The 22775-nt window shown below is 29.2% G+C and carries 19 protein-coding genes; 13 read left to right on the top strand and 6 right to left on the bottom strand.

The genetic code is table 11. The features are described from left to right. Positions 1-5: 5 nt before the first annotated feature. Genes HMPREF3045_RS02870 through HMPREF3045_RS02860 form a run of 3 tightly spaced genes read right to left on the bottom strand, consistent with a single transcriptional unit; the run spans position 6 to position 1513 of the window. A complete protein-coding gene (locus HMPREF3045_RS02870; RefSeq protein ID WP_070737004.1) occupies positions 6-569 on the bottom strand; it encodes a tRNA 5-(aminomethyl)-2-thiouridylate-methyltransferase MnmM in 564 nt (187 codons plus the stop codon). Continuing rightward, positions 556-1107, bottom strand: coding sequence for an ImmA/IrrE family metallo-endopeptidase (locus tag HMPREF3045_RS02865; RefSeq protein WP_070737003.1), 552 nt, complete (start codon positions 1105-1107; stop codon positions 556-558). Before HMPREF3045_RS02865 ends, HMPREF3045_RS02870 begins: the two co-directional genes overlap by 14 nt. A 7-nt stretch (positions 1108-1114) precedes the next feature. Beyond that, positions 1115-1513 carry a helix-turn-helix domain-containing protein gene (locus HMPREF3045_RS02860; protein WP_070737002.1) on the bottom strand — a complete coding sequence of 133 codons (399 nt, stop codon included), beginning with the start codon at positions 1511-1513 and terminating at the stop codon, positions 1115-1117. A gap of 525 nt (positions 1514-2038) precedes the next feature. Between HMPREF3045_RS02860 and purH the strand changes: the two genes are divergently transcribed. The 4 genes from purH to HMPREF3045_RS02840 all read left to right on the top strand — a co-directional run bounded on the left by purH (position 2039) and on the right by HMPREF3045_RS02840 (position 9163). Continuing rightward, on the top strand, positions 2039-3544 hold the full coding sequence (gene purH, locus HMPREF3045_RS02855; protein ID WP_070737001.1) for a bifunctional phosphoribosylaminoimidazolecarboxamide formyltransferase/IMP cyclohydrolase: 1506 nt from the start codon (positions 2039-2041) through the stop codon (positions 3542-3544). A 9-nt stretch (positions 3545-3553) separates the two neighbouring features. Continuing rightward, positions 3554-7222, top strand: coding sequence for a phosphoribosylformylglycinamidine synthase (locus HMPREF3045_RS02850; RefSeq protein WP_070737000.1), 3669 nt, complete (start codon positions 3554-3556; stop codon positions 7220-7222). Positions 7223-7230: 8 nt separating this feature from the next. Next, the gene (gene guaB / locus HMPREF3045_RS02845; protein ID WP_070736999.1) at positions 7231-8682 is read left to right on the top strand and encodes an IMP dehydrogenase; all 1452 of its coding nucleotides are present in this window, start codon (positions 7231-7233) and stop codon (positions 8680-8682) included. 88 nt (positions 8683-8770) lie between these two features. Further along, positions 8771-9163, top strand: a complete 393-nt coding sequence (locus HMPREF3045_RS02840; protein WP_070736998.1) for an ATP cone domain-containing protein — start codon at positions 8771-8773, stop codon at positions 9161-9163. Positions 9164-9195: 32 nt separating this feature from the next. Here HMPREF3045_RS02840 and HMPREF3045_RS02835 read toward each other — a convergent pair whose 3' ends face one another. Genes HMPREF3045_RS02835 through HMPREF3045_RS02825 form a run of 3 tightly spaced genes read right to left on the bottom strand, consistent with a single transcriptional unit; the run spans position 9196 to position 11676 of the window. After that, positions 9196-9888 carry an LrgB family protein gene (locus tag HMPREF3045_RS02835; protein WP_070736997.1) on the bottom strand — a complete coding sequence of 231 codons (693 nt, stop codon included), beginning with the start codon at positions 9886-9888 and terminating at the stop codon, positions 9196-9198. Continuing rightward, positions 9881-10231: a CidA/LrgA family protein gene (locus tag HMPREF3045_RS02830; RefSeq protein WP_070736996.1), complete on the bottom strand. Its 351-nt coding sequence runs from the start codon at positions 10229-10231 to the stop codon at positions 9881-9883. Before HMPREF3045_RS02830 ends, HMPREF3045_RS02835 begins: the two co-directional genes overlap by 8 nt. A gap of 17 nt (positions 10232-10248) precedes the next feature. Beyond that, positions 10249-11676, bottom strand: coding sequence for an FAD-binding oxidoreductase (locus HMPREF3045_RS02825; protein WP_070736995.1), 1428 nt, complete (start codon positions 11674-11676; stop codon positions 10249-10251). An 873-nt stretch (positions 11677-12549) separates the two neighbouring features. Here HMPREF3045_RS02825 and HMPREF3045_RS02820 point away from each other — a divergent pair. From HMPREF3045_RS02820 to murJ, 9 genes are all read left to right on the top strand, one after another. Then, entirely contained in the window at positions 12550-13686 is a 1137-nt protein-coding gene (locus HMPREF3045_RS02820; RefSeq protein WP_070607931.1) for an acyl-CoA dehydrogenase, read from the top strand. A 30-nt stretch (positions 13687-13716) separates the two neighbouring features. Further along, on the top strand, positions 13717-14529 hold the full coding sequence (locus HMPREF3045_RS02815) for an electron transfer flavoprotein subunit beta/FixA family protein (protein WP_070736994.1): 813 nt from the start codon (positions 13717-13719) through the stop codon (positions 14527-14529). Positions 14530-14539: 10 nt separating this feature from the next. After that, on the top strand, positions 14540-15544 hold the full coding sequence (locus HMPREF3045_RS02810) for an electron transfer flavoprotein subunit alpha/FixB family protein (protein ID WP_070641393.1): 1005 nt from the start codon (positions 14540-14542) through the stop codon (positions 15542-15544). A 152-nt stretch (positions 15545-15696) separates the two neighbouring features. Further along, positions 15697-17034, top strand: coding sequence for an acetyl-CoA hydrolase/transferase C-terminal domain-containing protein (locus HMPREF3045_RS02805; RefSeq protein WP_070736993.1), 1338 nt, complete (start codon positions 15697-15699; stop codon positions 17032-17034). A 112-nt stretch (positions 17035-17146) separates the two neighbouring features. Beyond that, complete coding sequence (locus HMPREF3045_RS02800) at positions 17147-17989, top strand: 3-hydroxybutyryl-CoA dehydrogenase (protein ID WP_070736992.1); 843 nt, start codon at positions 17147-17149, stop codon at positions 17987-17989. 115 nt (positions 17990-18104) lie between these two features. Further along, positions 18105-18947 carry a 4-(cytidine 5'-diphospho)-2-C-methyl-D-erythritol kinase gene (ispE, locus tag HMPREF3045_RS02795; RefSeq protein WP_070736991.1) on the top strand — a complete coding sequence of 281 codons (843 nt, stop codon included), beginning with the start codon at positions 18105-18107 and terminating at the stop codon, positions 18945-18947. Beyond that, complete coding sequence (murI, locus tag HMPREF3045_RS02790; protein WP_070736990.1) at positions 18940-19689, top strand: glutamate racemase; 750 nt, start codon at positions 18940-18942, stop codon at positions 19687-19689. Before ispE ends, murI begins: the two co-directional genes overlap by 8 nt. 322 nt (positions 19690-20011) lie before the next feature. Then, on the top strand, positions 20012-21019 hold the full coding sequence (locus HMPREF3045_RS02785; protein WP_070736989.1) for a M15 family metallopeptidase: 1008 nt from the start codon (positions 20012-20014) through the stop codon (positions 21017-21019). A gap of 214 nt (positions 21020-21233) precedes the next feature. Further along, positions 21234-22760, top strand: a complete 1527-nt coding sequence (gene murJ / locus HMPREF3045_RS02780) for a murein biosynthesis integral membrane protein MurJ (protein WP_070736988.1) — start codon at positions 21234-21236, stop codon at positions 22758-22760. The last annotated feature ends 15 nt before the right edge of the window (positions 22761-22775 follow it).

Raw genomic sequence — 22775 nt, 5'->3', positions numbered from 1 at the left:
TTCTTTCACACTTTTCTTATGGAAATAAGGAAGGGAGGATTGTTTATTTGATTATAAAAATTATATTTTATGACTTGAAATGTTTTTTGATCTAGATTTTTTAAAAATTCTCCCACATATTTTTCCTCATTTTTGCCTTCATCATGACCTGGATAAAAAGTTATAAGAATAAGCCCATTTTCATTTAATAAATTTAAACAAGATTTTAGAGATTGTATCACAGACTTATAATTTGTTGTAATTGACTTATCTCCTTTTGGCAAAAATCCCAAATTATAAATAAAAAGGTCGATTTTTTCTTCTATATATTTTTCAATATTTTTGTGATCATCAAGGATAAATTTAAAATTATCCCTTTGACCTATAAGTTTTTCACATCTTTCTTTTGAAAGTTTTTGTATATCAAAAGCATACAAAATTTTGGGATTTTTCTTATCCAAAATGAATTTTGAATCATTACCATTTCCTGCTGTCATATCGCAAGCTCTTATATTATTTTCCATCCTATTTTCTATCAAATAATGGGAAAGTTTTACCGGATTATTTATAATTTCATCAGTATATATCATGATTTCTTATATCCTTGCCGTCAATATCCTTAAAAAAATTAGGATCAGCTTCTTCTTTTTTTATATTCATGCCCATCCTATGCATCTCATTTAATTTAAAAATCATAAGATTTACATTCACATTATACATAGAGGCTAGTTGGTTGTAAGTGTAGCCTTCTTTTATATCATTTATCAGTTCTTTTTCATCCAAAAGAAGATGAGCTGCAAAAATATTTGCACACAATTCCATTTCACTATTTATATCAAAAAGTTCATACTCAATCAGATTTTCATTTTTTGCCATATCTTTGTGATAAAGGTCATGGCCCAATTCGTGAGCAAAAACCATATTTTGAATTCTTTTGTCAACAAAGGGATTGTAAAAAACAAAAGAATTTCTTTTGATAATTTTATACATACCCAAAAGTTTTGTATTTTCCTTAAAAGCAATTATATTTACGCCCCTTTGAATTAAAATTTCTTTTGGATTTCTGCTGTCATATTTTTTAATTAATTTTTTTACATCATCAAAAATTTCATCGTATAAAAAAGACATATTTCACCTAATCCTTGTGAGGATTATATTTTTTATTTTTATTTTTTGCAATATAGTAGGCCTCTTGGATAGAATCAAGGATTGCTTTTTTATCTTCCTCATCAATTTCTCCACCAGCCATAAGACCAATTACCCCATCAACCATTTCCTTTGCATCTTTTGCTCCCTTGTAGCCATATTTTTCCCTAGCATCAAGAATAAAATTCTCCTCGTCAGTTACAAGATAATCGTGGCTAGTACCTAAAACTTCTGCAAGCTTATCATAAATTTTTCTATATCTCGGTTTAGATTCTCCCATTTCATATCTTGAAATAGTTTTTAAAGAAACGCCGACAAGTTTTGCAAGCTCTTCTTGAGTTAAATTTTTATTTTCGCGAAGCTTTCTTAACTTAGATTCAAAACTCATAATTTCTCCTTTTAATATACACTCAAAGACTGATAGACATTTAAAGTCTTGGCAAAAGACATTAAGCATCTTAAAATTTAATTAAGTCATTTAATGACATAATTATACAATAATGGCCATTTAAGTTCAAGGAGGGAAAATATGGGAATAATTGCTAAAATTGCATAGAAATTATTGAAGATAGAGGATAAGTGCAAAAGCAAATACAAAGCTAGAAAAATGTAGATTGCAAAAAATTATTAATTTTCTTAAAAAAATAAAAATATATCTTTAATTTTTAAAAATATTGTGGTATGATTATTTTACATTCATTTGGGGGTATTTATCATGGATTTTATTTTTAAAATTGAAAAATTTACAATTATGATTTTATCTATGAAAAAAATTGAAAGGCTAAGATCTTTCTCTAGATTTTTATGCCCAAATTTGTCTATGAATGGAGTAATGTTTTATCAGGGAAGCTAATTTTGTTAGCTTCCCTTTTCTTGTCTTTAAATTTAGACTAAAAGCTTATGGGAGGGATTAATGAGAGCTTTAATATCTGTTACTGAAAAAAAGGATGTAGAAAAACTTGCTAGAGGATTGAGTGAATTAGGTGTGGAAATTGTATCTACTGGCGGTACATATAAAAAAATTAAAGAAAGCGGAGTAGATGTAAAAGAAATTGAAGAGATAACAAATTTTCCTGAAATTTTGGACGGTAGGGTAAAAACTTTATCTCCTTATGTTCATGGTGGAATTCTTTACAAAAGAGATAACGAAAATCACAAAAAAACTGTGGAAGAAAATAATATCAAAGACATTGATATAGTTGTTGTGAATTTATATAAGTTTGAAGAGTCCTTAAAGAGTAATGATATTGACAATATTATTGAAAATATTGACATAGGTGGGCCTACTTTGATTAGATCTGCTGCCAAAAATCACAAGGACTGTGTAGTTTTGACTGACCCAAGTGATTATGATGAATTTTTGGAAAAATTAGAAAATAATCAAGTTGATTTGGAATATAGAAGATATTTGGCTATGAAAGCTTATTCTCTTACAGCTTATTATGACAGTGTAATTTCTAGATTTTTCAAAGATTTAACCAAAAAAGAAAGTGAGTATAAAACTTACGGTCTTAGAAAAATTGAGGATTTAAGATATGGAGAAAATCCAAGCCAAAAAGCAAGCCTTTATGAAGATACTTATGCAAAGGGACTTTTAAAAGATATAGAAATTTTACACGGCAAGGCAATGAGTTTTAATAATTATAATGATTTAAATATTGCTTTGGAACTTGCCAAAGAACTTGGAGAAAATTCTTGCGTAGCTTTAAAACACCAATCTCCTTGTGGAGCTGCTATTGGAGAAAATGCCTTTGATGCTTACAAAAAAGCATATGAGGCTGATTCTTTATCAATTTTTGGTGGAATTGTTGCCTTAAATGGTGTAGTAGATGAAAAAACTGCAAGTATGATGAGTGAAATTTTCCTTGAAATTGTTGCGGCAAATGACTTTACAAAAGAGGCTTTGGAAATTTTATCTAAAAAGAAAAATGTTCGTCTAATAAAAGTTGACTTATCAAAAGATATGGTTGAAGAAGATGTTAAATATTTGGAAGGAAAAGTTTTAGTTCAAGATACAGATTCAAAAGAAGATGATTTTGAAGTTGTAACTGAAGTAAAACCAGATAAAAAAGATATTGACGATTTAAAATTTGCAATGACTGTTGTAAAATATACCAAATCAAATGCAATTGTAATAGTTAAAGATGGAAAAACTTTGGGAGTTGGCTGTGGACAAACTTCAAGAATTTGGGCATTGGAATCAATCAAAAATAACCATCCAGATGTAGACTTTACTGATTCAATTATGTCATCAGATGCCTTTTTCCCATTTGATGATTGTGTAGAATTTGCTCACAAAATCGGAGTGAAATCAATCATCCAACCAGGCGGATCAATTAGAGATAAGGATTCAATTGATAAATGTAACGAATACAAAATGTCCATGGTATTTACCAACAACAGACACTTTAGACATTAAGGATATGATATGAAAAAATCAGTTAAGAGAATTTATGTAAGAAAAAAAGATAGGTTCGATTACAAGTCCAAGGAAGTAAAAAAAGAAATAGAAAATCTTTTAAAAATAAAATTAGAAAAATTAAATATTTACAACAGATACGACCTTGAAATAAGCGATGAAAATTTGGATAAGGCAATTAATAATGTCTTATCTGAAAGAAATCTTGATTATGTTTATGCAAAAGATGAGACAAAAAAACTTGAAAATTCATTCGAATCTGCTCTTGCAGTTGAATATCTTCCAGGTCAATTTGACCAAAGAAGAAAGGGAGTGCTTGATACCCTAGATTTAATTTTGGATGAAAAAACAGATTGTAAAACTGCAACAGTCTATGAATTTTCAAAATTAAGTGAAAATGACCTAAAAAAAATTGAAAATTATCTAGTAAATCCAGTTGATAGTCATAAAATTGATTTAAAAGAAATGCCAGAAAGTTTGGATACAAAAAGAGAAAAAAATCTTGATAATGAAATCTATGATGGATTTATAAATTATTCTGATAAGGAAATTTCTAAATTTTTAAAAGCTCACGATCTTGCCATGGACGAAAATGATTTGAAAATGGTTAGGGATTATTTTAAAAAAGAAAATAGGGCTCCAAACGAAACTGAAATAAAAATATTAGATACTTATTGGTCAGACCATTGTAGGCACACAACTTTTAATACCAGCCTTGATATTGATATAAAGGCAAAAACTGTTCTTGATGAGGCTATTAAAAATTCTTTTGAAAAATATTTAAAAATGAGAGATGAGCTTGAAATTAAAAAGCCAATAAATCTTATGAGTTTTGGTACAATTCTTTCAAAATATATGAGAAGTAAAAATGACTTTGATGATTTGGAAGTTTCAAGCGAAATAAATGCTTGCTCTGTTTATGTAAAAGTTAGGGTAGAAAAAGATGGCAAGGAAAATCTTGAAGATTATCTTTTGATGTTTAAAAATGAAACCCACAACCATCCTACAGAAATCGAGCCTTTTGGTGGGGCATCAACTTGTCTTGGTGGAGCAATTAGAGATCCACTTTCAGGAAGAAGTTATGTTTACCAAGCTATGAGAATTACTGGTGCTGGAAATATTTTGGAAGATGTCGATAAGACAATGGAAGGAAAACTTGCCCAAAGAAAAATTTCAAAGCTTGCTGCCAAGGGATATTCTTCCTACGGAAATCAAATTGGTCTTGCAACAGGATTTGTAAAAGAAATTTTCCACGAAGGCTACAAGGCAAAAAGAATGGAATGTGGGGCAGTTATAGCTGCAGCTCCAAAAGAAAATGTGAAAAGACTTAATCCAAAAAAAGATGATATAGTTTTATTAATTGGAGGAAGAACCGGAAGAGATGGAATTGGTGGAGCAACAGGTTCATCAAAATCTCACAAACTAACTTCAATAATTACAGAATCTGCCCAAGTTCAAAAAGGAAACGCCCCAGAAGAAAGAAAACTTCAAAGATTATTTAGAAGAAGCGAAGTTTCAAAACTTATAAAAAAATGCAACGATTTTGGGGCTGGTGGAGTTTCAGTTGCAATTGGAGAACTTTATGATGGAATTGATATAGACCTTTCCAAAGTTAAATTAAAATATGATGGTCTAAAACCATCAGAAATTGCAATTTCAGAATCCCAAGAAAGAATGGCAGTTTTAATTGATAAAGATGATAGGGAAGAATTTGAAAAATATTGTAGGGAAGAAAATGTAGAAACAGCCCTAGTTGGAACAGTTACTGACACAAATAGGATGAGAATGTTTTATGAAGATAAAAAAATTGCAGATATTTCCTATGATTTTATAAATACAAATGGAGCAGAAAGAAATGCAAAAGTTAATTTTGTAAGCGAAGAAGTTCCAAAATATTTGAAAGAAAAATCATCTGATCCAAAATATTTTTACGAGAAAATAAAAGACTTAAATGTTATTAGCCAAAGAAATCTAATAGAAATTTTCGATTCAACTATTGGACAAAATACAGTTCTTCAACCAATTGGAGGAAAAAAACAAGTAAATCCATCTCAAGCCATGGTTGCAAAAATTCCAGTAAATGAAGGAAAATCTAAAACTGTTTCAATAATGTCCTACGGATTTGATCCATATTTGTCAGAAAAAAGCCAATATTTGGGAGGATATTACGCAGTAATAGAATCAATTGCAAAACTTGTTTCTGTTGGAAGTGATTTGGAAAAAATAAGATTATCTTTCCAAGAATTTTACGAAAAAATGGACAATGAAAAATCTTGGTCTAAGCCATTAAAATCACTTTTGGGAGCCTTTGAAGTAACAAACTTTTTCAAAATGCCTCCAATAGGTGGAAAAGATTCAATGAGTGGAAGCTTTGAAGATTTGAATGTTCCACCAACTTTAATTTCTTTTGCAACGACAACTGAAGATATTGAAAATATAAAATCAAACGATTTGAAAGGCAAAGGAAAAATTGGTCTTGTTAGGGCAAAATATAATTCTGATATGACTCTTGACCTTGATTATTACAAAAATTTATTGGGAAAATTAATAAAGGCAATGAGAGATGGAAAAATTATTTCGACGATTGCCCTTGATAACAAGGGAATTTTAGCAAATATTTACGAACAAGCTTTGGGAAATTCTAATTTTACTTTAAATTTTGATAATTTATATACTCCAATGTTTGGATCTTTTGTGGTTGAATATGTGAAAGATTTAGACTTTGTTGAAAAAATTGGAGAATTTTCTGATGATTTAATTGTAAATGGAGAAAAATTAGATGGGGAAAAATTAGAAAAATCTTATTTAAATGAATTAAATCAAGTTTTTGCACCAAAAGAAGAAATTCCTTATGAAAAAATCGACCAAAATGATATGGAAGTTTCTTTAAAATCAAAAAAACCAGTTGATAAGGTCAAAGTTTCAATTCTTGCCGTAACAGGAACAAATTGTGAATGGGATACAAAAAAAGTCTTTGAAAAATATGGGGCAGAAGTTGAGATAAATTTATTTAGAAATTTAGATAAGAAAGCTATCGAAGAATCTATTGAAAATCTTTCTACTTCAATCAGAAATTCACAAATTTTTGCCATTCCTGGTGGTTTTTCTATGGCAGATGAGCCAGATGGTTCTGGTAAATTTTTGGCAAATATTATAAGAAATAAAAAAATAAAAGATGCCATTGAATATATGCTTGATGAAAATGATGGCTTAATAATTGGAATTTGTAATGGTTTTCAAACTTTGATTAAAACTGGCCTTCTTCCTTATGGAAAAATCAAAGAAATTGAAGAAGATGACCCATCATTAACTTACAACACAAATGATAGGCACATTTCAACAATCGTTGATACAAAAGTATTAAATAACCAAAGTCCATGGACAAGTGGTCTTGATTTGGATGTAACTTATAAAATTCCAATTTCTCACGGCGAGGGAAGATTTATTGTAAATGAAGAAAAATACAAAGATTTATTAGAAAACGGTCAAATTTTTTCTGTATATGAAATAAATCCAAACGGCTCTGATTATAATATTGAAGGAATTTTATCCAAAGACGGAAAAATCTTGGGTAGAATGGGCCATGTTGAAAGATTAGATTCAGATTTATACAAAAATATTTACGATAAAAAAGAGCAAAAAATATTTGAAAATGCAATAAATTATTTTAAAAAATAGGAGGCTTTATGCAAATAATAGGAGAAGGATTAACATTTGATGACCTACTTTTGGTTCCAGGACCATCAGAAGTTTTACCAAATGAAGTTTCATTACAAACAAATCTAACAAAAAAAATCAAATTAAATATTCCTTTGATGTCAGCATCAATGGATACTGTAACAGAATCAAAAATGGCAATTGCCATGGCAAGGCAAGGTGGAATTGGAATAATCCACAAAAATATGTCAATAGAAGACCAAGCCAAAGAAGTTGATAGGGTAAAAAGAAGTGAACACGGAGTAATAACCGATCCATTTTATTTAAAATCTGAAAATATTTTAAAAGAAGCTTTGGAAATAATGGCAAATTATAAAATAAGTGGTGTTCCAATTGTTGATGATACTATGACCTTAAAGGGAATTTTAACCAACAGAGATGTGAGATTTCAAAATGATGAAAATGTGAAAATTGACGACATCATGACAAAAGATGGTCTTATTGTTGGTCAAGTTGGAATTTCTATGGAAGAAGCTGTAAAAAAAATGGAATCAGGAAAAGTTGAAAAGCTTCCAATAGTTGATGATGATTTTAAATTAAAAGGATTAATTACAATAAAAGATATAGAAAAATCAAGACAATATCCAGATTCTGCAAGAGATGAGCATGACAGATTATTGGTAGGAGCTGCAGTAGGAATTACTCGTGATATGATGGATAGAATTGACGCCTTGGTTCGTGCAAAAGTTGACGTTGTAACAGTCGATACAGCTCACGGCCATTCAAAAGGAGTAATTACTGCAATTAAAAAAATCAAAGAAAAATATCCTAATCTTCAATTAATAGCAGGAAATGTTGCAACAGGAGAGGCTACAAAAGATTTGATAAAAGCAGGAGTTGATGCTGTAAAAGTTGGTATAGGACCTGGTTCAATTTGTACAACAAGAGTTGTAACAGGAGTTGGAGTTCCACAAATTTCTGCAATAATTGATTGTGTAAAGGCTGCAAAAGATTCACAAATTCCAATTATAGCCGACGGTGGTATAAAATATTCTGGAGATATTACAAAAGCTCTTGCTTGTGGAGCAAGTGTAATAATGGCAGGATCATTATTTGCCGGAACAGAAGAATCTCCAGGAGAAACAATTGTCTTTGAAGGAAAACAATACAAAGAATACAGGGGAATGGGCTCACTTTCTGCAATGAAATCAGGATCAAGCGACAGATATTTCCAAAATGATACCAAAAAATTTGTTCCAGAAGGAGTTGAAGGAAGAGTTGCTTTAAAAGGATATGTTGGAGATGTAATTTATCAACTTCTTGGAGGACTTCGTTCAGGAATGGGATACGTTGGTGCAGGAAATTTAAAAGAATTAGAAGAAAAATCAAAATTTGTAAAAATCTCCCCAGCAACCCTTGTAGAAAACCACCCACACGATATTCAAATAACAAGAGAATCTCCAAACTATACAAAAAAATAATAATAAAAAAGATTGGATTTTGTCCAATCTTTTATTTTCTAAAAAATTAGGGTAAGAATATAAAAAGAAAAAAATTAGAGGGGGATATATGTCAGATCTTACAAAAATAATTATTGATTATTATCAAGGAAAAAATCTATCAATAGAAGAAATTGCAGATGAATTGGATAAAGCGAAGATTGAAGTAATTGAAAATTTTTTGGACAACAAATTATATGTTAAAAAAAGAAATGGAAAAATTGAATTATTTGATATTGACAAGATATTAAGATCAATAAAAAATGCGGCAAGAGATGGAAATATTGACCTTAATACATCAGATATATCAATTTTAAAAAATGATTTAATGAAAAAGGTAGAAAAAAACCACAAGAGAATTATTCCTACAGCAAAAATAAAAGAATATGTAGAAAATATTTTAGAAGAAGATGGTTATAAAAAAGTGCTAGAAAGCTATAAATCTTATATTAAAAGCAAATAAAATGAGCCAATAAGGCTCATTTTATTTTTCTATTAAATTATTATTTCAACTAATTTCATAGCAAGTGGCATTATTATTACTGCAGTAATTCCTGCAATTGCAATTGATAGTCCGCTCATTGCTCCTTGAATTTCTCCCATAAGTCTTGCTTGACTTGTTCCAACTGCGTGGGATGATGTGCCTATGGCAACTCCTTGGGCAACTGGATCTTTTATTCTAAATATTTTCATTACAATAGGGGCAAAAACTGCTCCGCTTACTCCTCTAATTACAACGACAATTGCAGTAAGTCCAATTATTCCTTGGTATTCTCCGGAAAGTGAAATTGCTATTGCTGTTGTTATTGATTGTGGAATTAAACTTGCAACTAAATTTTTATCGATTTGGAATATTTTTGATAAAAATATGGCAAGTACAAATGAAAATATTGTTCCAAATCCAACTCCAACAAGTATTGGCAAAATATTTTTCTTTAGTGTGTCAAGATTTGCATATAAGTCTAAAACCATTGCAACTGTTGCAGGTCCTATAAAAAATGCTATAAAATCTCCACCTTTTTTGTAATATTCGTAGTTGATTCCTGTGATGGATAAAAATCCTATAATCAAAAGTATAGCAATAAGAAGTGGATTTGCTATAGGAGTTTTTAATTTTTTATTTATCCATTTCCCAATTTCGTAGGCAGCAAAGGATAAAACTATGCCAAAATATTGATTATCAAGCATCTTTCCTCCTTTGTAAAAATTGCACTACAAGTCCTGTAAGAGCCATTGAAATTATTGTTCCAATTATAACTAAAATAATTATTTGGAAAATTTTTCTTTTAATGACATCGACATTAGCAAGTATTCCTACTCCTGCTGGTACAAAAAGAAAAGCTAAATTTTTTAAAATACCATCAGAAGTTTCTTTTATATCTTCACTTTTGAGTATGTTAAATTGTAGGGCGATAAAAAGATAAATCATTCCATAAACAGGTTCTGGTATTGGATAATTTATAATACTTCTTGTAATAGCTCCTAAAAATAAACAAACACAAAGGATTACAAATTCTTTTAGGTAATTCATAATCAAATCCTTTAAATTTACTCACCTAATAAGGCAATAACTTTATCTGGATTTAAAATCATATTTGGGTCAAAGGCTTTTTTAATTCCTCTCATTATTTCAATATTTACGTCACCTTCAAAGCTCTTTAGATATTTTTTCTTTCCGTTTCCTATTCCGTGCTCTCCAGAAATTTTTCCTCCCAAATCATAAGCTTTTTTATAGATTACATCCATAAATTTATCAACTTCTTCTTTAAATTGATCAAGTTTGTCTTCTTCATTTGATAGGGTGTAAATATGCAAGTTTCCATCTCCAGCATGGCCGAATGATTTAACATTAAACATATAAGATTCGCTTTCCTTATTAACAAAATTAATATATTCAGCAATTTTTGTTACAGGAACTACAACGTCGCACTCATCCAAAAGTTTATTTTGTGTTTCAATAGCTTCAAGGAAAGAACTTCTTGCAGCCCAAGCATCTCTAATTGAATTTGGAGTATCGGCAACTAAAACATCAATTGCGCCATTATCAACCAAAACTTCAGCAGCTTGCTCAAGAGTATTGTCGATTAGATCCTCATCATCGCCATCAAAAGTAATTAATAAATAAGCTCCAACATCAATTCCTTCCATATTTTTAGGGAAAGTTTCTTTGCCTATGTATTTTTCACTAGCTATAACTATATCTCTTTCCATAAACTCAATAGCTTGTGGATTTAAATTATTTTGGAATAATTTAGGAACAGTAGAAATACAATCATCCAAATCTTCAAAAGGGACAATTAAAGAAACAGTATGTTTTGGATTTGGAACGATTTTTAAAGTAAGCTCAGTTATAATTCCAAGAGTTCCTTCACTTCCAACCATCAAATCTTTTAAAGAATAACCAGTAGATGATTTAGAAACAATAGATCCAAAAGTAGTAATTTCTCCACTAGGAAGAACAACTTCCATTTTTCTTACATAATCACGAGTTGTGCCATATTTAACAGCACGCATTCCTCCTGCATTTAATGAAACGTTTCCGCCAAGTGTAGCATTTTTTTCGCCTGGATCAGGTGGATATAAATATCCCTTATCAAGACAAGTTTGAGCCAAAGTACTTAATAAAACACCAGGTTCAACTCTAACAACTAAATTTTCTTCATCGAATTCTAAAATTTTGTTCATGGATTGCATATTAATCATTACGCCATTTTTAATAGCAACACCAGCGCCAGTCAAACCACTACCAGCACCTCTTGCTATAACAGGAATTTTATTTTCATTACAAATTTTCATTATTTTTGAAACATCTTCCTTGCAAGTAGCGTCAATCAAAACATCAGGGATTCCTTCGCCATAAATTGGCATTTCATCGTGAAAGAAATCTTCATTAATTTCTTCTCCTACATAAACTTTTCCATTTACTGATGATTTAATTTGTTCAATAATTTCGTCATTAATTTTGTTGTAATCCATTTTTCCCTCCTAAATGTAAATAGAAATTGTATACTTAACTAAGTAACTTAGTTAATTATGTATCAATTATAACATGAAAAAATCAAATGAAAAAGTTTTCCTTTAATTAAATATAAATATCAACAATAAATAAATTTATAATTTAAAATGAGAAATTATTTTAAAGTTCTTAAAAACTCAAAAAATTAAATTTTCTAAGAGCTAATAAGAAATTGACTAAAATAAAAATAGAAAGTGAAAAATTTTGATTTTTAAATTTGAAAAATTTTAAAATCAAGTCATTTAAATATATTAGCTTTTAATAATAAACAAAATGGATTTGTATTAGATGTAATTTTTTTATCTTAAATTTAAGCATAAAAAATATTTTTCATTATTAAAATTTAAAAACTGATTTATAATATAAAATATATAGTTAAAATTCGTAAATATATTGATAAAGATTTGACAGATAGACTGATTGTGATATTATTATAATGTAGGTAAATGTTTTTTTGGGAAATCTTTTTACTATATTATAAAAGAAATAAAAAATAAAGAAATAAAATTTATCAAAAATATTTAATTAAATTTTAAATTCCATATAATAATAGACTAAGTTTTGTTTTTTGATTTTGAGTTTTAGAATTTTAATTATATAAAAAATGATAAAGAGAGGGAATTTTAATTTATATAATAAAAGTATAAAGCTAGAAAAAATTTTCCAAAAAAATTTAGGACTTAAAGCTAAAAGCTTGATAAAAAATTGGCTAAAAAGCTTGACAAGTCTAGTTCCGATTGTTAATATAATAACATAAGTGATAAAAAGTGTTTCTTAATATTATTTTTAAAAATTTAAAAATAATAAATATGGAAAATTATTTAGGAGAAAATATGTATAAATTATCAGAAGATTATGAAGAAATGAGAGAGATGTTCCACGGCTTTGCAGAAAGTGAAGTTAAACCATTAGCTCAAAAAGTAGATGAAGAACATATGTTCCCAGAAGAAACAGTTGCAAAAATGCAAGAATTAGGTTTCTTTGGAATTCCATTTGATGAAGAATTTGGCGGTCAAGGTGCTGACACACTTACATACGTACTTGCAGTTGAAGAAATGTCAAAATACTGTGCATCAACTGGTGTGATTTTATCAGCTCACACATCATTATCAGCTGATTGTATCAATAAATTTGGTAATGATGAACAAAAGAAAAAATATTTAACACCACTTGCAAGCGGAGAAAAATTAGGTGCTTTTGGACTTACAGAACCAAATGCAGGAACTGATGCTTCAGGTCAACAAACAACAGCTAAACTTGATGGAGATGAATATGTACTTAATGGTACAAAAATCTTTATAACAAATGGTGGATATGCTGATATTTATGTAGTATTTGCCATGACAGATAAGTCAAAAGGAAATCACGGAATTTCTGCATTCATAGTTGAAAAAGGAACTAAAGGATTTGACTTTGGTACACTTGAAAACAAAATGGGAATCAATGGTTCATCAACTATGGAATTAATTTTCCAAGATTGTAGAATACCAAAAGAAAATTTACTTGGAGAAGAAGGTAAAGGATTTAAGATTGCTATGGCAACTCTTGATGGTGGAAGAATTGGAATTGCAGCTCAAGCTCTTGGTATTGCAGAAGGCGCTTTAGAAAAAGCTGTTCAATATTCTAAAGAAAGAGAACAATTCGGACGTCCTTTAGCTAAATTCCAAAATACACAATTTAAATTAGCTGAAATGGCTATAGAAATTGAAGCTGCTAGAAATTTAGTTTATAAAGCAGCAAGCTTAAAAGATGCTGGAGAAAATTACTCAGTAGCAGCAGCTATGGCAAAATTAAAAGCTTCAAGAACAGCATCATTCGTTGCTGATAGAGCAGTTCAAATTCTTGGTGGATATGGATATATCAAAGAATATGACGTTGAAAGAATGATGAGAGATGCAAAAATTACAGAAATTTATGAAGGTACTTCAGAAGTAATGTTAATGGTTGTATCAGGAGCTCTTTTAAGATAATAATTAAGAAGATAAATTTAGGAGGAATAAATGAATATTTTTGTATGTGCAAAGCAAGTTCCAGATACTAATGAAATCAAAATAGATCCTGAAACTAATACTCTTATTAGAAAGGGAGTTCCTAGTATCTTAAATACTTATGATGCTTTTGCTCTTGAACAAGCTTTAAGAATAAAAGATAATGATCCAGAAAATGTAAAAATCACAGTTATTTCAATGGGACCACCTCAAGCTGAATCTATGCTTAGAGATACTCTAGCAGTAGGAGCTGACAAAGCTTATTTGGTTACTGATAGAAAATTTGGTGGTTCTGATACACTTGCAACAAGTTATATAATCTCAGAAGCTATAAAAGAAGTAGCTAAAAGAGAAGGAGATTATGATATGATTTTCTGTGGTCTTCAAGCTATAGATGGAGATACAGCACAAGTTGGACCAGAAATTGCTGAACATTTAGATTTGCCACAAGTAACTTATGCTTATACAGCAGAATTAAATGATGATGGAATCAAAGTTCTTAAAGAAGTTGAAGGAGGAGCTTTAAATATTCAAGCAAAACTTCCAGCTCTTATAACATTTACAAAATATGGCGATGAAGAATTAAGATATCCAAAAATCAAAAATAAAATGAAAGCTAAAAAAGCTACAATAGAACAAATTACTTTTGAAGAACTAAAAGAAAATATTGACGAAACAGCAATAGGACTTAAAGGTTCACCAACAAGAGTTAAAAAATCTTATACACCTGAACATAAGAAATCTGGAGAAATCTACAACGATGAAGATGCTAGCGTTTCTGTAGATAAGTTAATAAATGCTCTTTCTGATGAGAAACTTATTTAGGAGGATATAGATGAGTGAAAATAAAAATCTTTGGGTAATTGTAGAAACAAAAGAAGATGGATCAGCTGTAAATGTTGGACTTGAACTAATGAATCCAGGAAGAAGAATGGCTGATGCTATTGACGAAAAACTTTACGCTATAATTATCGGATCAAATGTTGATAAAGCTAAAGAAGAAGTAAAAGAATACGGCGTAGATGGAATTATCACAGTTGATAATGAAATTTACAAAGAATATAATACAGAAGTTTATGCAGATGCAATAGACCAATTAGTTAAAAAATATAGTCCAAATATAATTTTGATAGGTGCAACAAATCAAGGAAGAGATTTGGGCCCAAGAGTTTCAGCAAGACTTCACACAGGACTTACAGCAGATTGTACAGAACTTGATATTGACGCTGAGAAAAAAGAAGTTAGATGGACAAGACCTGCATTTGGTGGAAACTTAATGGCAATGATTCTTTGCCCAGATCACAGACCACAAATGGGAACTGTAAGACCAGGAGTATTCTCAAAAGAAGCAATTGGTGCAAAAGATGATATCGAAATAATTGATGAAGACATCAAATTTGAAGGCGAAGCTAGAACAAAAATCTTAGATTTCATTCCAAGAGATGAAGGAGATGAAGTTGATTTAGTAGGAGCTGAATTTATAGTTTCTGGTGGACGTGGACTTGGAGATCCTAAAAACTTTGCATTAATAAAAGATTTAGCTGATGCACTTGACGGAACTGTTGGATCAAGCCGTGCGGCTGTAGATGCTGGATGGATTTCACACTCTCACCAAGTAGGACAATCAGGAAAAACTGTAGGACCAAGAGTTTATATAGCTGTAGGAATTTCTGGAGCTATTCAACACTTGGCTGGTATAAATGCTGCTGATAAAGTTATAGCTATAAATAAAGATCCAGATGCTCCAATATTTGGAAGAGCTGATTATGGTATAGTAGGCGACTTATTTGAAGTAGTGCCAAAACTTACAGAAGCAATTAAGAATAAAAAAGCAAATTAAGATAAATAAAATTTTAAAATTTGGGTATATCATTATTAGTATCTCAAATTAATTTAAGGATGAGAGAAGTCTCATCCTTAAATTTTTATGGAGATAATTAAAAATTATTCCAATATATAAGTAAAAATATGCGTATTTAATGGGAGGATAACGTGGACTATAATAAATTATATAAGGAAAAACTAATAAGTGCTGAAGATGCAGCAAAATTAGTTAAAGATGGAGATTATGTTGACTACTCATGGGGAGTAATTTCTCCACACGATTTTGATGAAGCATTTGCAAAAGAAATTACTAAGCTCAATGACATCGTTGTCAGAGGAGGAGTAGAATTAGAAAAATTCAAATTATTTGATGCAGATCCAACAAATGAACATTTTGTTTATAACTCTTGGCATTCATTGGGAGCTATTAGAAAATTAGCTGGAGAAGGTAGAGCTTTTTATGCTCCAATAAAATATTCAGAACTTCCAAAATATTATAGAACTTCAATAAAAAAACCAAATGTTTTTGTAACACAAGCAACACCTATGGATGAACACGGTAATTTTAACTTTGGAATTTCTGCATCTCATCTTTACGCTGCAATTGAAAATTCTGATATTGTAATAATAGAAGTAAATAAAAATGTACCAAGAGGACTTGGTGGATTTGAAAATTTTGTAAATATTAAAGATGTTGATTATATAATCGAAGGTTCAAATCCAGAAATGGTAGCTTTGGGCAAAGCAAATCCAAGTGATTTGGATAAGGAAGTTGCTAAATATGTAGTTGAAGAATTAGTTGATGGTGCATGTTTACAAATAGGAATTGGTGGACTTCCTACAGCAATTGGAAAAGAAATAGCAAATTCAGATTTAAAAGATTTGGGTGTTCATACAGAAATGTATGTAGATTCTTTTGTTGAATTAACAAAAGCTGGAAAAATTAATGGAAGTAAGAAAAACATTGACAAGGGTAGACAAGTTTATGCCTTTGCAGCAGGTAGTAAAGAATTATATGATTTTATAGATAATAATGAACAACTTTGTGCAGCTCCAGTAGATTATTGTAACGGTATCGAACAAATTTCTGCTTTAGATAATTTTATGTCAATAAACTCAGCTCTTGAAGTTGATTTGAATGGTATAGTTTCTGCAGAAAGTTCTGGAACAAAACATATTTCAGGTTCAGGTGGAGCTTTAGATTTTATGATAGGTGCTTATAATTCAAAAGGTGGAAAATCTTTTGTAACCCTACACTCATCAAGAGTAGACAAAAAAGGTGTAAGACATTCTAATATTGTTCCAAGGTTGATTGAAGGAACACAACCAACTGGTTGTAGAGCAAATACTCATTATATTGCAACAGAATATGGTATGGTTAATTTAAAAGGTCAATCTTTGTGGGAAAGAACTGAGAAATTGATTTCAATTGCTCATCCAGATTTTAGAGATGAATTGATTAAAGAAGCTGAGAGTATGAGGATTTGGAGAAAATCTAATAAATAGTTAAAAAAAAGTCAATATTTCTTGAAAAACTAGGAAAACAATGTTATAATATATATAAGTTATTAATTTAACAAACAAACGAAACTTTTTTAAAACACACAAAGGAGTAAATATGAAAATTGGTGTAATTGGATCAGGAATTATGGGTGGAGGAATTGTAGAAGTAGCTGCAAAATTCCACGAAGTAGTAGTAAGAGATATTAAAGATGAATTCTTAGAAAATGCAAAAGCTAGAATTGAAAAAGATTATGCTAAACAAGTTTCTAAAGGAAGAATGGAAGAAGATGCTAAAGAAAAAGCAATCAAAAACATTTCCTACACAACAGAAGTAAAAGACTTATCTGATTGTGATATAGTTATAGAAGCTGCTACAGAAAATCCAAAACTTAAAAAAGAAATTTTCAAAGAATTAGATGCAGTTGTTAAAGAAGGAGCAATACTTGCTTCAAATACATCTTCACTTTCAATAACAGATATTGCTGCTTCAACAAATAGACCAGAAAATGTAATAGGAATGCATTTCTTCAATCCAGTTCCAGTAATGAAACTTGTAGAAGTTATTAGAGGACTTCACACAAGCGATGAAACAAACAAAAAAGTATTTGAACTTGCTGAAGAATTTGGAAAACAACCAATAGAAGTAAAAGAAGGTCCAGGATTTGTTGTAAATAGACTTTTAATTCCAATGATTAACGAAGGAATCGGAGTTTTATATGATGGACTTGCAAGTGTTGAAGATATTGATAAGGGAATGCAACTTGGAGCAAACCATCCAATGGGACCTCTAGCATTAGCTGACCTTATAGGACTTGATACATGTCTTGCAATTATGGAAGTATTATTCAATGAATTTGGTGATAGCAAATATCGTCCAAATCCATTATTAAGACAAATGGTAAGAGCAGGAGATCTTGGTAGAAAAACTGGTAAAGGATTCTACGATTACTCTAAATAAATTTAAATTTACAAATAGACTTTGCAAATGCAGGGTCTATTTTTTTGATTAAAATTTTTTATTTTTAAATTTTATTTTCAAAAAATCCTTATGGTATAATTGTAGTGAGGTAATTATGGAAAGAAAATGTTATGGAAAAATTAATCTTAGTTTAGATTCTTTGTACAAAAGAGATGATGGTTATCATGAAATTGATACAATTATGACTAGGATTTCTTTGTTTGATAAATTAAAAATTGAAAAAAATAATACTAACGAAATTAAAATTAAAACAAATAGCCAAATTTTATCAAAAGAAAATATTGAAAATAATTTGATTTACAAGGCTTGGGCTATATTAAAAGATAGAGTTAAATCATGTGGAGTAGATGTGTTTTTGGAAAAAAATATTCCTATAGCTGCAGGTCTTGCTGGTGGTTCAACAAATTGTGCAGAAATGATTTTGGCTTTAAATGAGCTTTGGAATTTAAATTTGTGTGATGATGAGATTTTTAAAATTGGGAAAAGTTTAGGAGCTGATATTCCATTTTTCTTTTTGAAAAAATCTGCAAGAGCCCAAGGAATCGGAGAAATTTTATCTCCTTTTGATATAAATTTAGATATGAAAATTCTTTTGGTAAATGATGGGACAAGTATTTCTTCAAATTTTGTATATAAAAGATTAAAAGATTATGGAAATATTGAAACTGAAAAAATAATTGAAGGTTTAAAATCTTCTGATAAAAATATTGTAAAATATTTTTCTAATGTGATGGAAGATGTGGTATATGAAAATTTTCCTCATCTTTATAAAATAAAAAATAGACTTGAAAATCTGGGGGCAGCCAAAGCACTTCTTAGTGGGAGTGGAGCAAGTATTTTTGCTGTATTTTTTGAGGAAGAAAAAATTAATTATGCATTAAATGAAATAAAAAATGATTATAAATTTGTTGAAAGGGTGAATTTAATAGATGACTAATATTGGTGTATTTGATTCAGGACTTGGAGGACTTACTGTTCTTAAAGAATTGTCTAAAAAGCACAAGGCAAATTATTTTTACCTTGGAGATAATAAAAATGTTCCTTATGGAGATAAGTCAAATGAAGAAATAATTGAGCTTTCAAAAAAAATAGTAGAATTTTTATTAAAAAAAGATATTGATTTTTTTGTGATAGCTTGTAATACAATTTCTACTGTTGCAATAGAATATCTTAGAAAAGAATTTGATAAAAAATTTATTTCAATTACAGATCAAGCGATAAAAAAATCCTTAGAATGTGAAGGGGATATTTTTGTTATGGCTACAAAGGCAACGTGCTTACAACATACTTATAAAATTAAAATTGAAAAAAATTCTAATAAAAAAGTTTTTGAAAAAGCTTGTCCATTACTTGTTTCCCTTATAGAAAAAGGAATAGTAAGTGGAGATGAGGTGGATAAGGCTTTAAAAGATTATTTGGAACTTGCAAATGAGAAAAAAATTGAAAATATAGTTTTAGGTTGTACTCACTATCCTATAGTAGAAGATGAAATTTTTAAAAATTTAAACTACAAAGCAAATATTATTGACCCTGCTAAGGTTTTGGCAAAAAATATAAAATTTGATGAGACCGAAAAAAAATATATAGAAATATATATGACAGATGTAAATGAAATTTCTCAAAAAATGACAAATAAAATAATGGGAGAAAAAATTAAAATTCAAAAAGCTAGTTTATAGTTAATTAATTTGCTTAAAAAATTCATAATAAAAACTTATAAGCTTTTGTAAAAAAATAAAAAATTTTATAAAAATGTATTAAAAAAATCGCTAAAATTAAAAAAAATTAATTTTTAGCGATTTTTTTCTAATATTTTACAAAAAAAAATCATTTATACTATACATATTTTTTTATACTTGTGTTATAATGGAGTTAAGAAAATATTAAAAAGTTTTGTAAAGTCTTTTATTATAGATTGAAATACATTTATATGATTTTACAAACTATCCCACAGACGTAAATTTAGTTATATTGAAATAGATTTAAGGAAGAAAACTAAAAATGGCAAACAAAAGTATTAGAGATTTAAGACGTAAAAAGGTAAAAGAAAGAAAAATAAAAAGAAGAAATAATTTAATAAAAGTTGGAATTTGTGCTCTTTTGATAACAGGAGCTTTGAATATAGATTTTAAAAAAAGTAGTGATGATTTTCAAATTAGAAAACCAATAGAAAACAGATATGCCCAAGCTAATAAAAAACAAGAAAATGAAGTGCTTAAAGAAGAACTAAAAAATGCAAAAACTCAAGTAGCAACTCCTATTGGTTTTGAAAATGTAGTAATTAGTGATGGGGAAAAAATTGATGATGATGGATATAGTGATACTATGAAATCCTATGTAAAATCCCTTAAAAGTCAATATTGCTACCAAGAACCAAGCGATTTTACAAAAACTGATGTAAGCATTAATAATAACCAATACTTAGAATATTTTGGTACAGAAAATTCTTTTTCAAAAATTAAAATTAATGATGAATTTTATTATGTAAATAAATATGGTCTTGGAAAGCTTAAAGATAGCGAAAATATTAGTGTAGTTAAGGGAGTTGTTTTTGTCAATGAATCAAATCCTTTGCCTAAAGATTTTAATCCTGGCGTTGATTCTACAAGCAAAAAAGCTTTTGATACTATGCTTATTGATATGCAAAGAGAAGGTTTGGATATAAAAATCGCATCTGATTTTAGGATGGGACAAAGTGAAGAAAAATTGGTAGATCAAAATAATCCTGATGCTGATATGCCTTATACAAGTGAGCACCAAACAGGAACAAGTTTTGATTTTTATACTGACCAAACAAAATATTCAGATAAATTTAAAGATACAAATGAATATAAGTGGCTAAAGGAAAATTCTTATAAATATGGATTTATTCAAAGATACACCAAAGAAAAAGAAGAAATTACTGGCAAAAAAGAAAGGTGCTGGGAATTTAGATATGTTGGTGTAGAAAATGCAAAATCTATGTACGAGAATAGTCTTTCTTTGGAAGAATACTTGAAAATAAAATAATAAATTATAGCACAAGTGATAGCTTTATTTCTTGTGCTTATTTTTATTTTTAATTTTTTTAAACAATAAATAAGATAAAAGAAAAATAAAGAGTCTATAAAATTATCGTAAAATTTTTCTAAGAAAATGTACTTATTTATGGATAAATTTATCCATTGAAAGAAGATTTTTTACAGATATAATAAAATTTATAAATTAAAAAAGAGAGGTAATTATGGGACAAACTGCTTTTATGTTAATGCTTGTAACAATTCTTTCTAAAGTTTTTGGATTTTTGAGAGAATCTGTTATGGCTTATTTTTATGGAGCGGGGGATATAGTTGCAATTTATGCTGTTGCTAATACGCTTCCTGTAGTAATAGCAAATTTTGTTGCATCTGGTATTATCTATGGATTTATTCCAATTTATACCAAGGCAAAAAATGAAGAGGGCGAAGAGGTAGCTGAAGAATTCACATCAAATATTTTTAATATCTTGATGGTATTTGGTCTTGTAGCTGTTATTTTTGGTTTTATTTTTGCTGGAGCATTTTGTAAATTATTTTCACCAGATTTAAAGGGCGAACTTTTACATACTGCCATAGTTTTTACAAGAATTATAATGTTTGCAATATTTGCATATTTATACTCAGCTGTTTTTAGGGGATATTTAAATTTAAAAGGCAATTTTTTCATTCCAGCTGTGACTGGCTTGATTATGAATATAATTATAATTACATTTACAATTATAAGTGGACTTGCCAAAAATCCTTACCTACTTGCTATAGGTTGTTTGTTGGGAAATGTTTTGCAATATATAATGTTTCCTAAGGCAAGTAGGGAGCATGGATATAAATACAAGAAAAAAATAGATATTCACAATAAATATATTAAATCTTTGATTATGATTGCAATTCCTGTTATAGTTTCATCAGCTGCAGGAGAAATAGCTCTTACAGTAGATAATTCTATGGCATCATACTTTTTTGGAAATGCATCAATATCATTTTTGAGATATTCAAAAACACTTTTGGCACTGATTACAGGAGTAATAACAGTTTCAGTTACAACTTCAATATTTCCTACCATTTCACATTTGGGACAAAAAGGCGATATAGAAAATATGAAAATTCAAATAAATTCAGCTATAGTTTTGACTATGCTTTTGGTAATACCAGCAACAATTGGAATGATGTCTTTGGCAGAGCCAATAATAAAATTGGTTTATCAAAGGGGAGCTTTTGATAATAAATCTGTAGTAGTTACAGCATCAATGCTAATTGCCTATGCGCCATTTGTTATTTTTCAATCATTTTCTGATGTAATCGACAAGGGATTTTATGCAGTTGGAGATTCAAAATCGCCAGTAATAATTGTAGTTATCCAACAAATAATAAATGTAATATTGAATTTTATATTGATACAATTTTTTGACATTCAAGGTCTTGCCCTAGCAACTGCAATTTCTGCTGCGGCTGGTGCAATTATGATGTTAATAAAATTTAGGAAAAATTTTGGAAGAATTAATTTTAAAAGTTCTTTAAAATCTTTGATAAAAATTACAGTTTTATCAATTTTAATGGGACTAATTGCAAGTGTTATTTATGGAAATTTGAGTGGGAAAATGTCATATCTTTTGGCTATGTTTATTTCCATAATAATAGCAGCAATATTTTATGCGCTTACAATTTTATTTGCAAGGATTCCTGAAGTTATGAAAATGGTAAATCGTCTTTACCATAAATTTTCTAAGAAAAAATAATTTAAAAGGCTGGTA

The sequence above is a fragment of the Anaerococcus sp. HMSC075B03 genome (assembly GCF_001815585.1).
In the GTDB taxonomy this organism is placed as follows: domain Bacteria; phylum Bacillota; class Clostridia; order Tissierellales; family Peptoniphilaceae; genus Anaerococcus; species Anaerococcus vaginalis.
The sequence above is the reverse complement of the archived record's forward strand: the minus strand, read 5'-3'. Positions and strand labels throughout refer to the sequence as shown.

Bases quoted from the DNA above. Each gene is read 5' to 3' on its own strand.
- HMPREF3045_RS02870 (WP_070737004.1), bottom strand. From the start codon at position 569: ATGATATATACTGATGAAATTATAAATAATCCGGTAAAACTTTCCCAT.
- HMPREF3045_RS02865 (WP_070737003.1), bottom strand. From the start codon at position 1,107: ATGTCTTTTTTATACGATGAAATTTTTGATGATGTAAAAAAATTAATT.
- HMPREF3045_RS02860 (WP_070737002.1), bottom strand. From the start codon at position 1,513: ATGAGTTTTGAATCTAAGTTAAGAAAGCTTCGCGAAAATAAAAATTTA.
- purH (WP_070737001.1), top strand. From the start codon at position 2,039: ATGAGAGCTTTAATATCTGTTACTGAAAAAAAGGATGTAGAAAAACTT.
- HMPREF3045_RS02850 (WP_070737000.1), top strand. From the start codon at position 3,554: ATGAAAAAATCAGTTAAGAGAATTTATGTAAGAAAAAAAGATAGGTTC.
- guaB (WP_070736999.1), top strand. From the start codon at position 7,231: ATGCAAATAATAGGAGAAGGATTAACATTTGATGACCTACTTTTGGTT.
- HMPREF3045_RS02840 (WP_070736998.1), top strand. From the start codon at position 8,771: ATGTCAGATCTTACAAAAATAATTATTGATTATTATCAAGGAAAAAAT.
- HMPREF3045_RS02835 (WP_070736997.1), bottom strand. From the start codon at position 9,888: ATGCTTGATAATCAATATTTTGGCATAGTTTTATCCTTTGCTGCCTAC.
- HMPREF3045_RS02830 (WP_070736996.1), bottom strand. From the start codon at position 10,231: ATGAATTACCTAAAAGAATTTGTAATCCTTTGTGTTTGTTTATTTTTA.
- HMPREF3045_RS02825 (WP_070736995.1), bottom strand. From the start codon at position 11,676: ATGGATTACAACAAAATTAATGACGAAATTATTGAACAAATTAAATCA.
- HMPREF3045_RS02820 (WP_070607931.1), top strand. From the start codon at position 12,550: ATGTATAAATTATCAGAAGATTATGAAGAAATGAGAGAGATGTTCCAC.
- HMPREF3045_RS02815 (WP_070736994.1), top strand. From the start codon at position 13,717: ATGAATATTTTTGTATGTGCAAAGCAAGTTCCAGATACTAATGAAATC.
- HMPREF3045_RS02810 (WP_070641393.1), top strand. From the start codon at position 14,540: ATGAGTGAAAATAAAAATCTTTGGGTAATTGTAGAAACAAAAGAAGAT.
- HMPREF3045_RS02800 (WP_070736992.1), top strand. From the start codon at position 17,147: ATGAAAATTGGTGTAATTGGATCAGGAATTATGGGTGGAGGAATTGTA.
- ispE (WP_070736991.1), top strand. From the start codon at position 18,105: ATGGAAAGAAAATGTTATGGAAAAATTAATCTTAGTTTAGATTCTTTG.
- murI (WP_070736990.1), top strand. From the start codon at position 18,940: ATGACTAATATTGGTGTATTTGATTCAGGACTTGGAGGACTTACTGTT.
- HMPREF3045_RS02785 (WP_070736989.1), top strand. From the start codon at position 20,012: ATGGCAAACAAAAGTATTAGAGATTTAAGACGTAAAAAGGTAAAAGAA.
- murJ (WP_070736988.1), top strand. From the start codon at position 21,234: ATGGGACAAACTGCTTTTATGTTAATGCTTGTAACAATTCTTTCTAAA.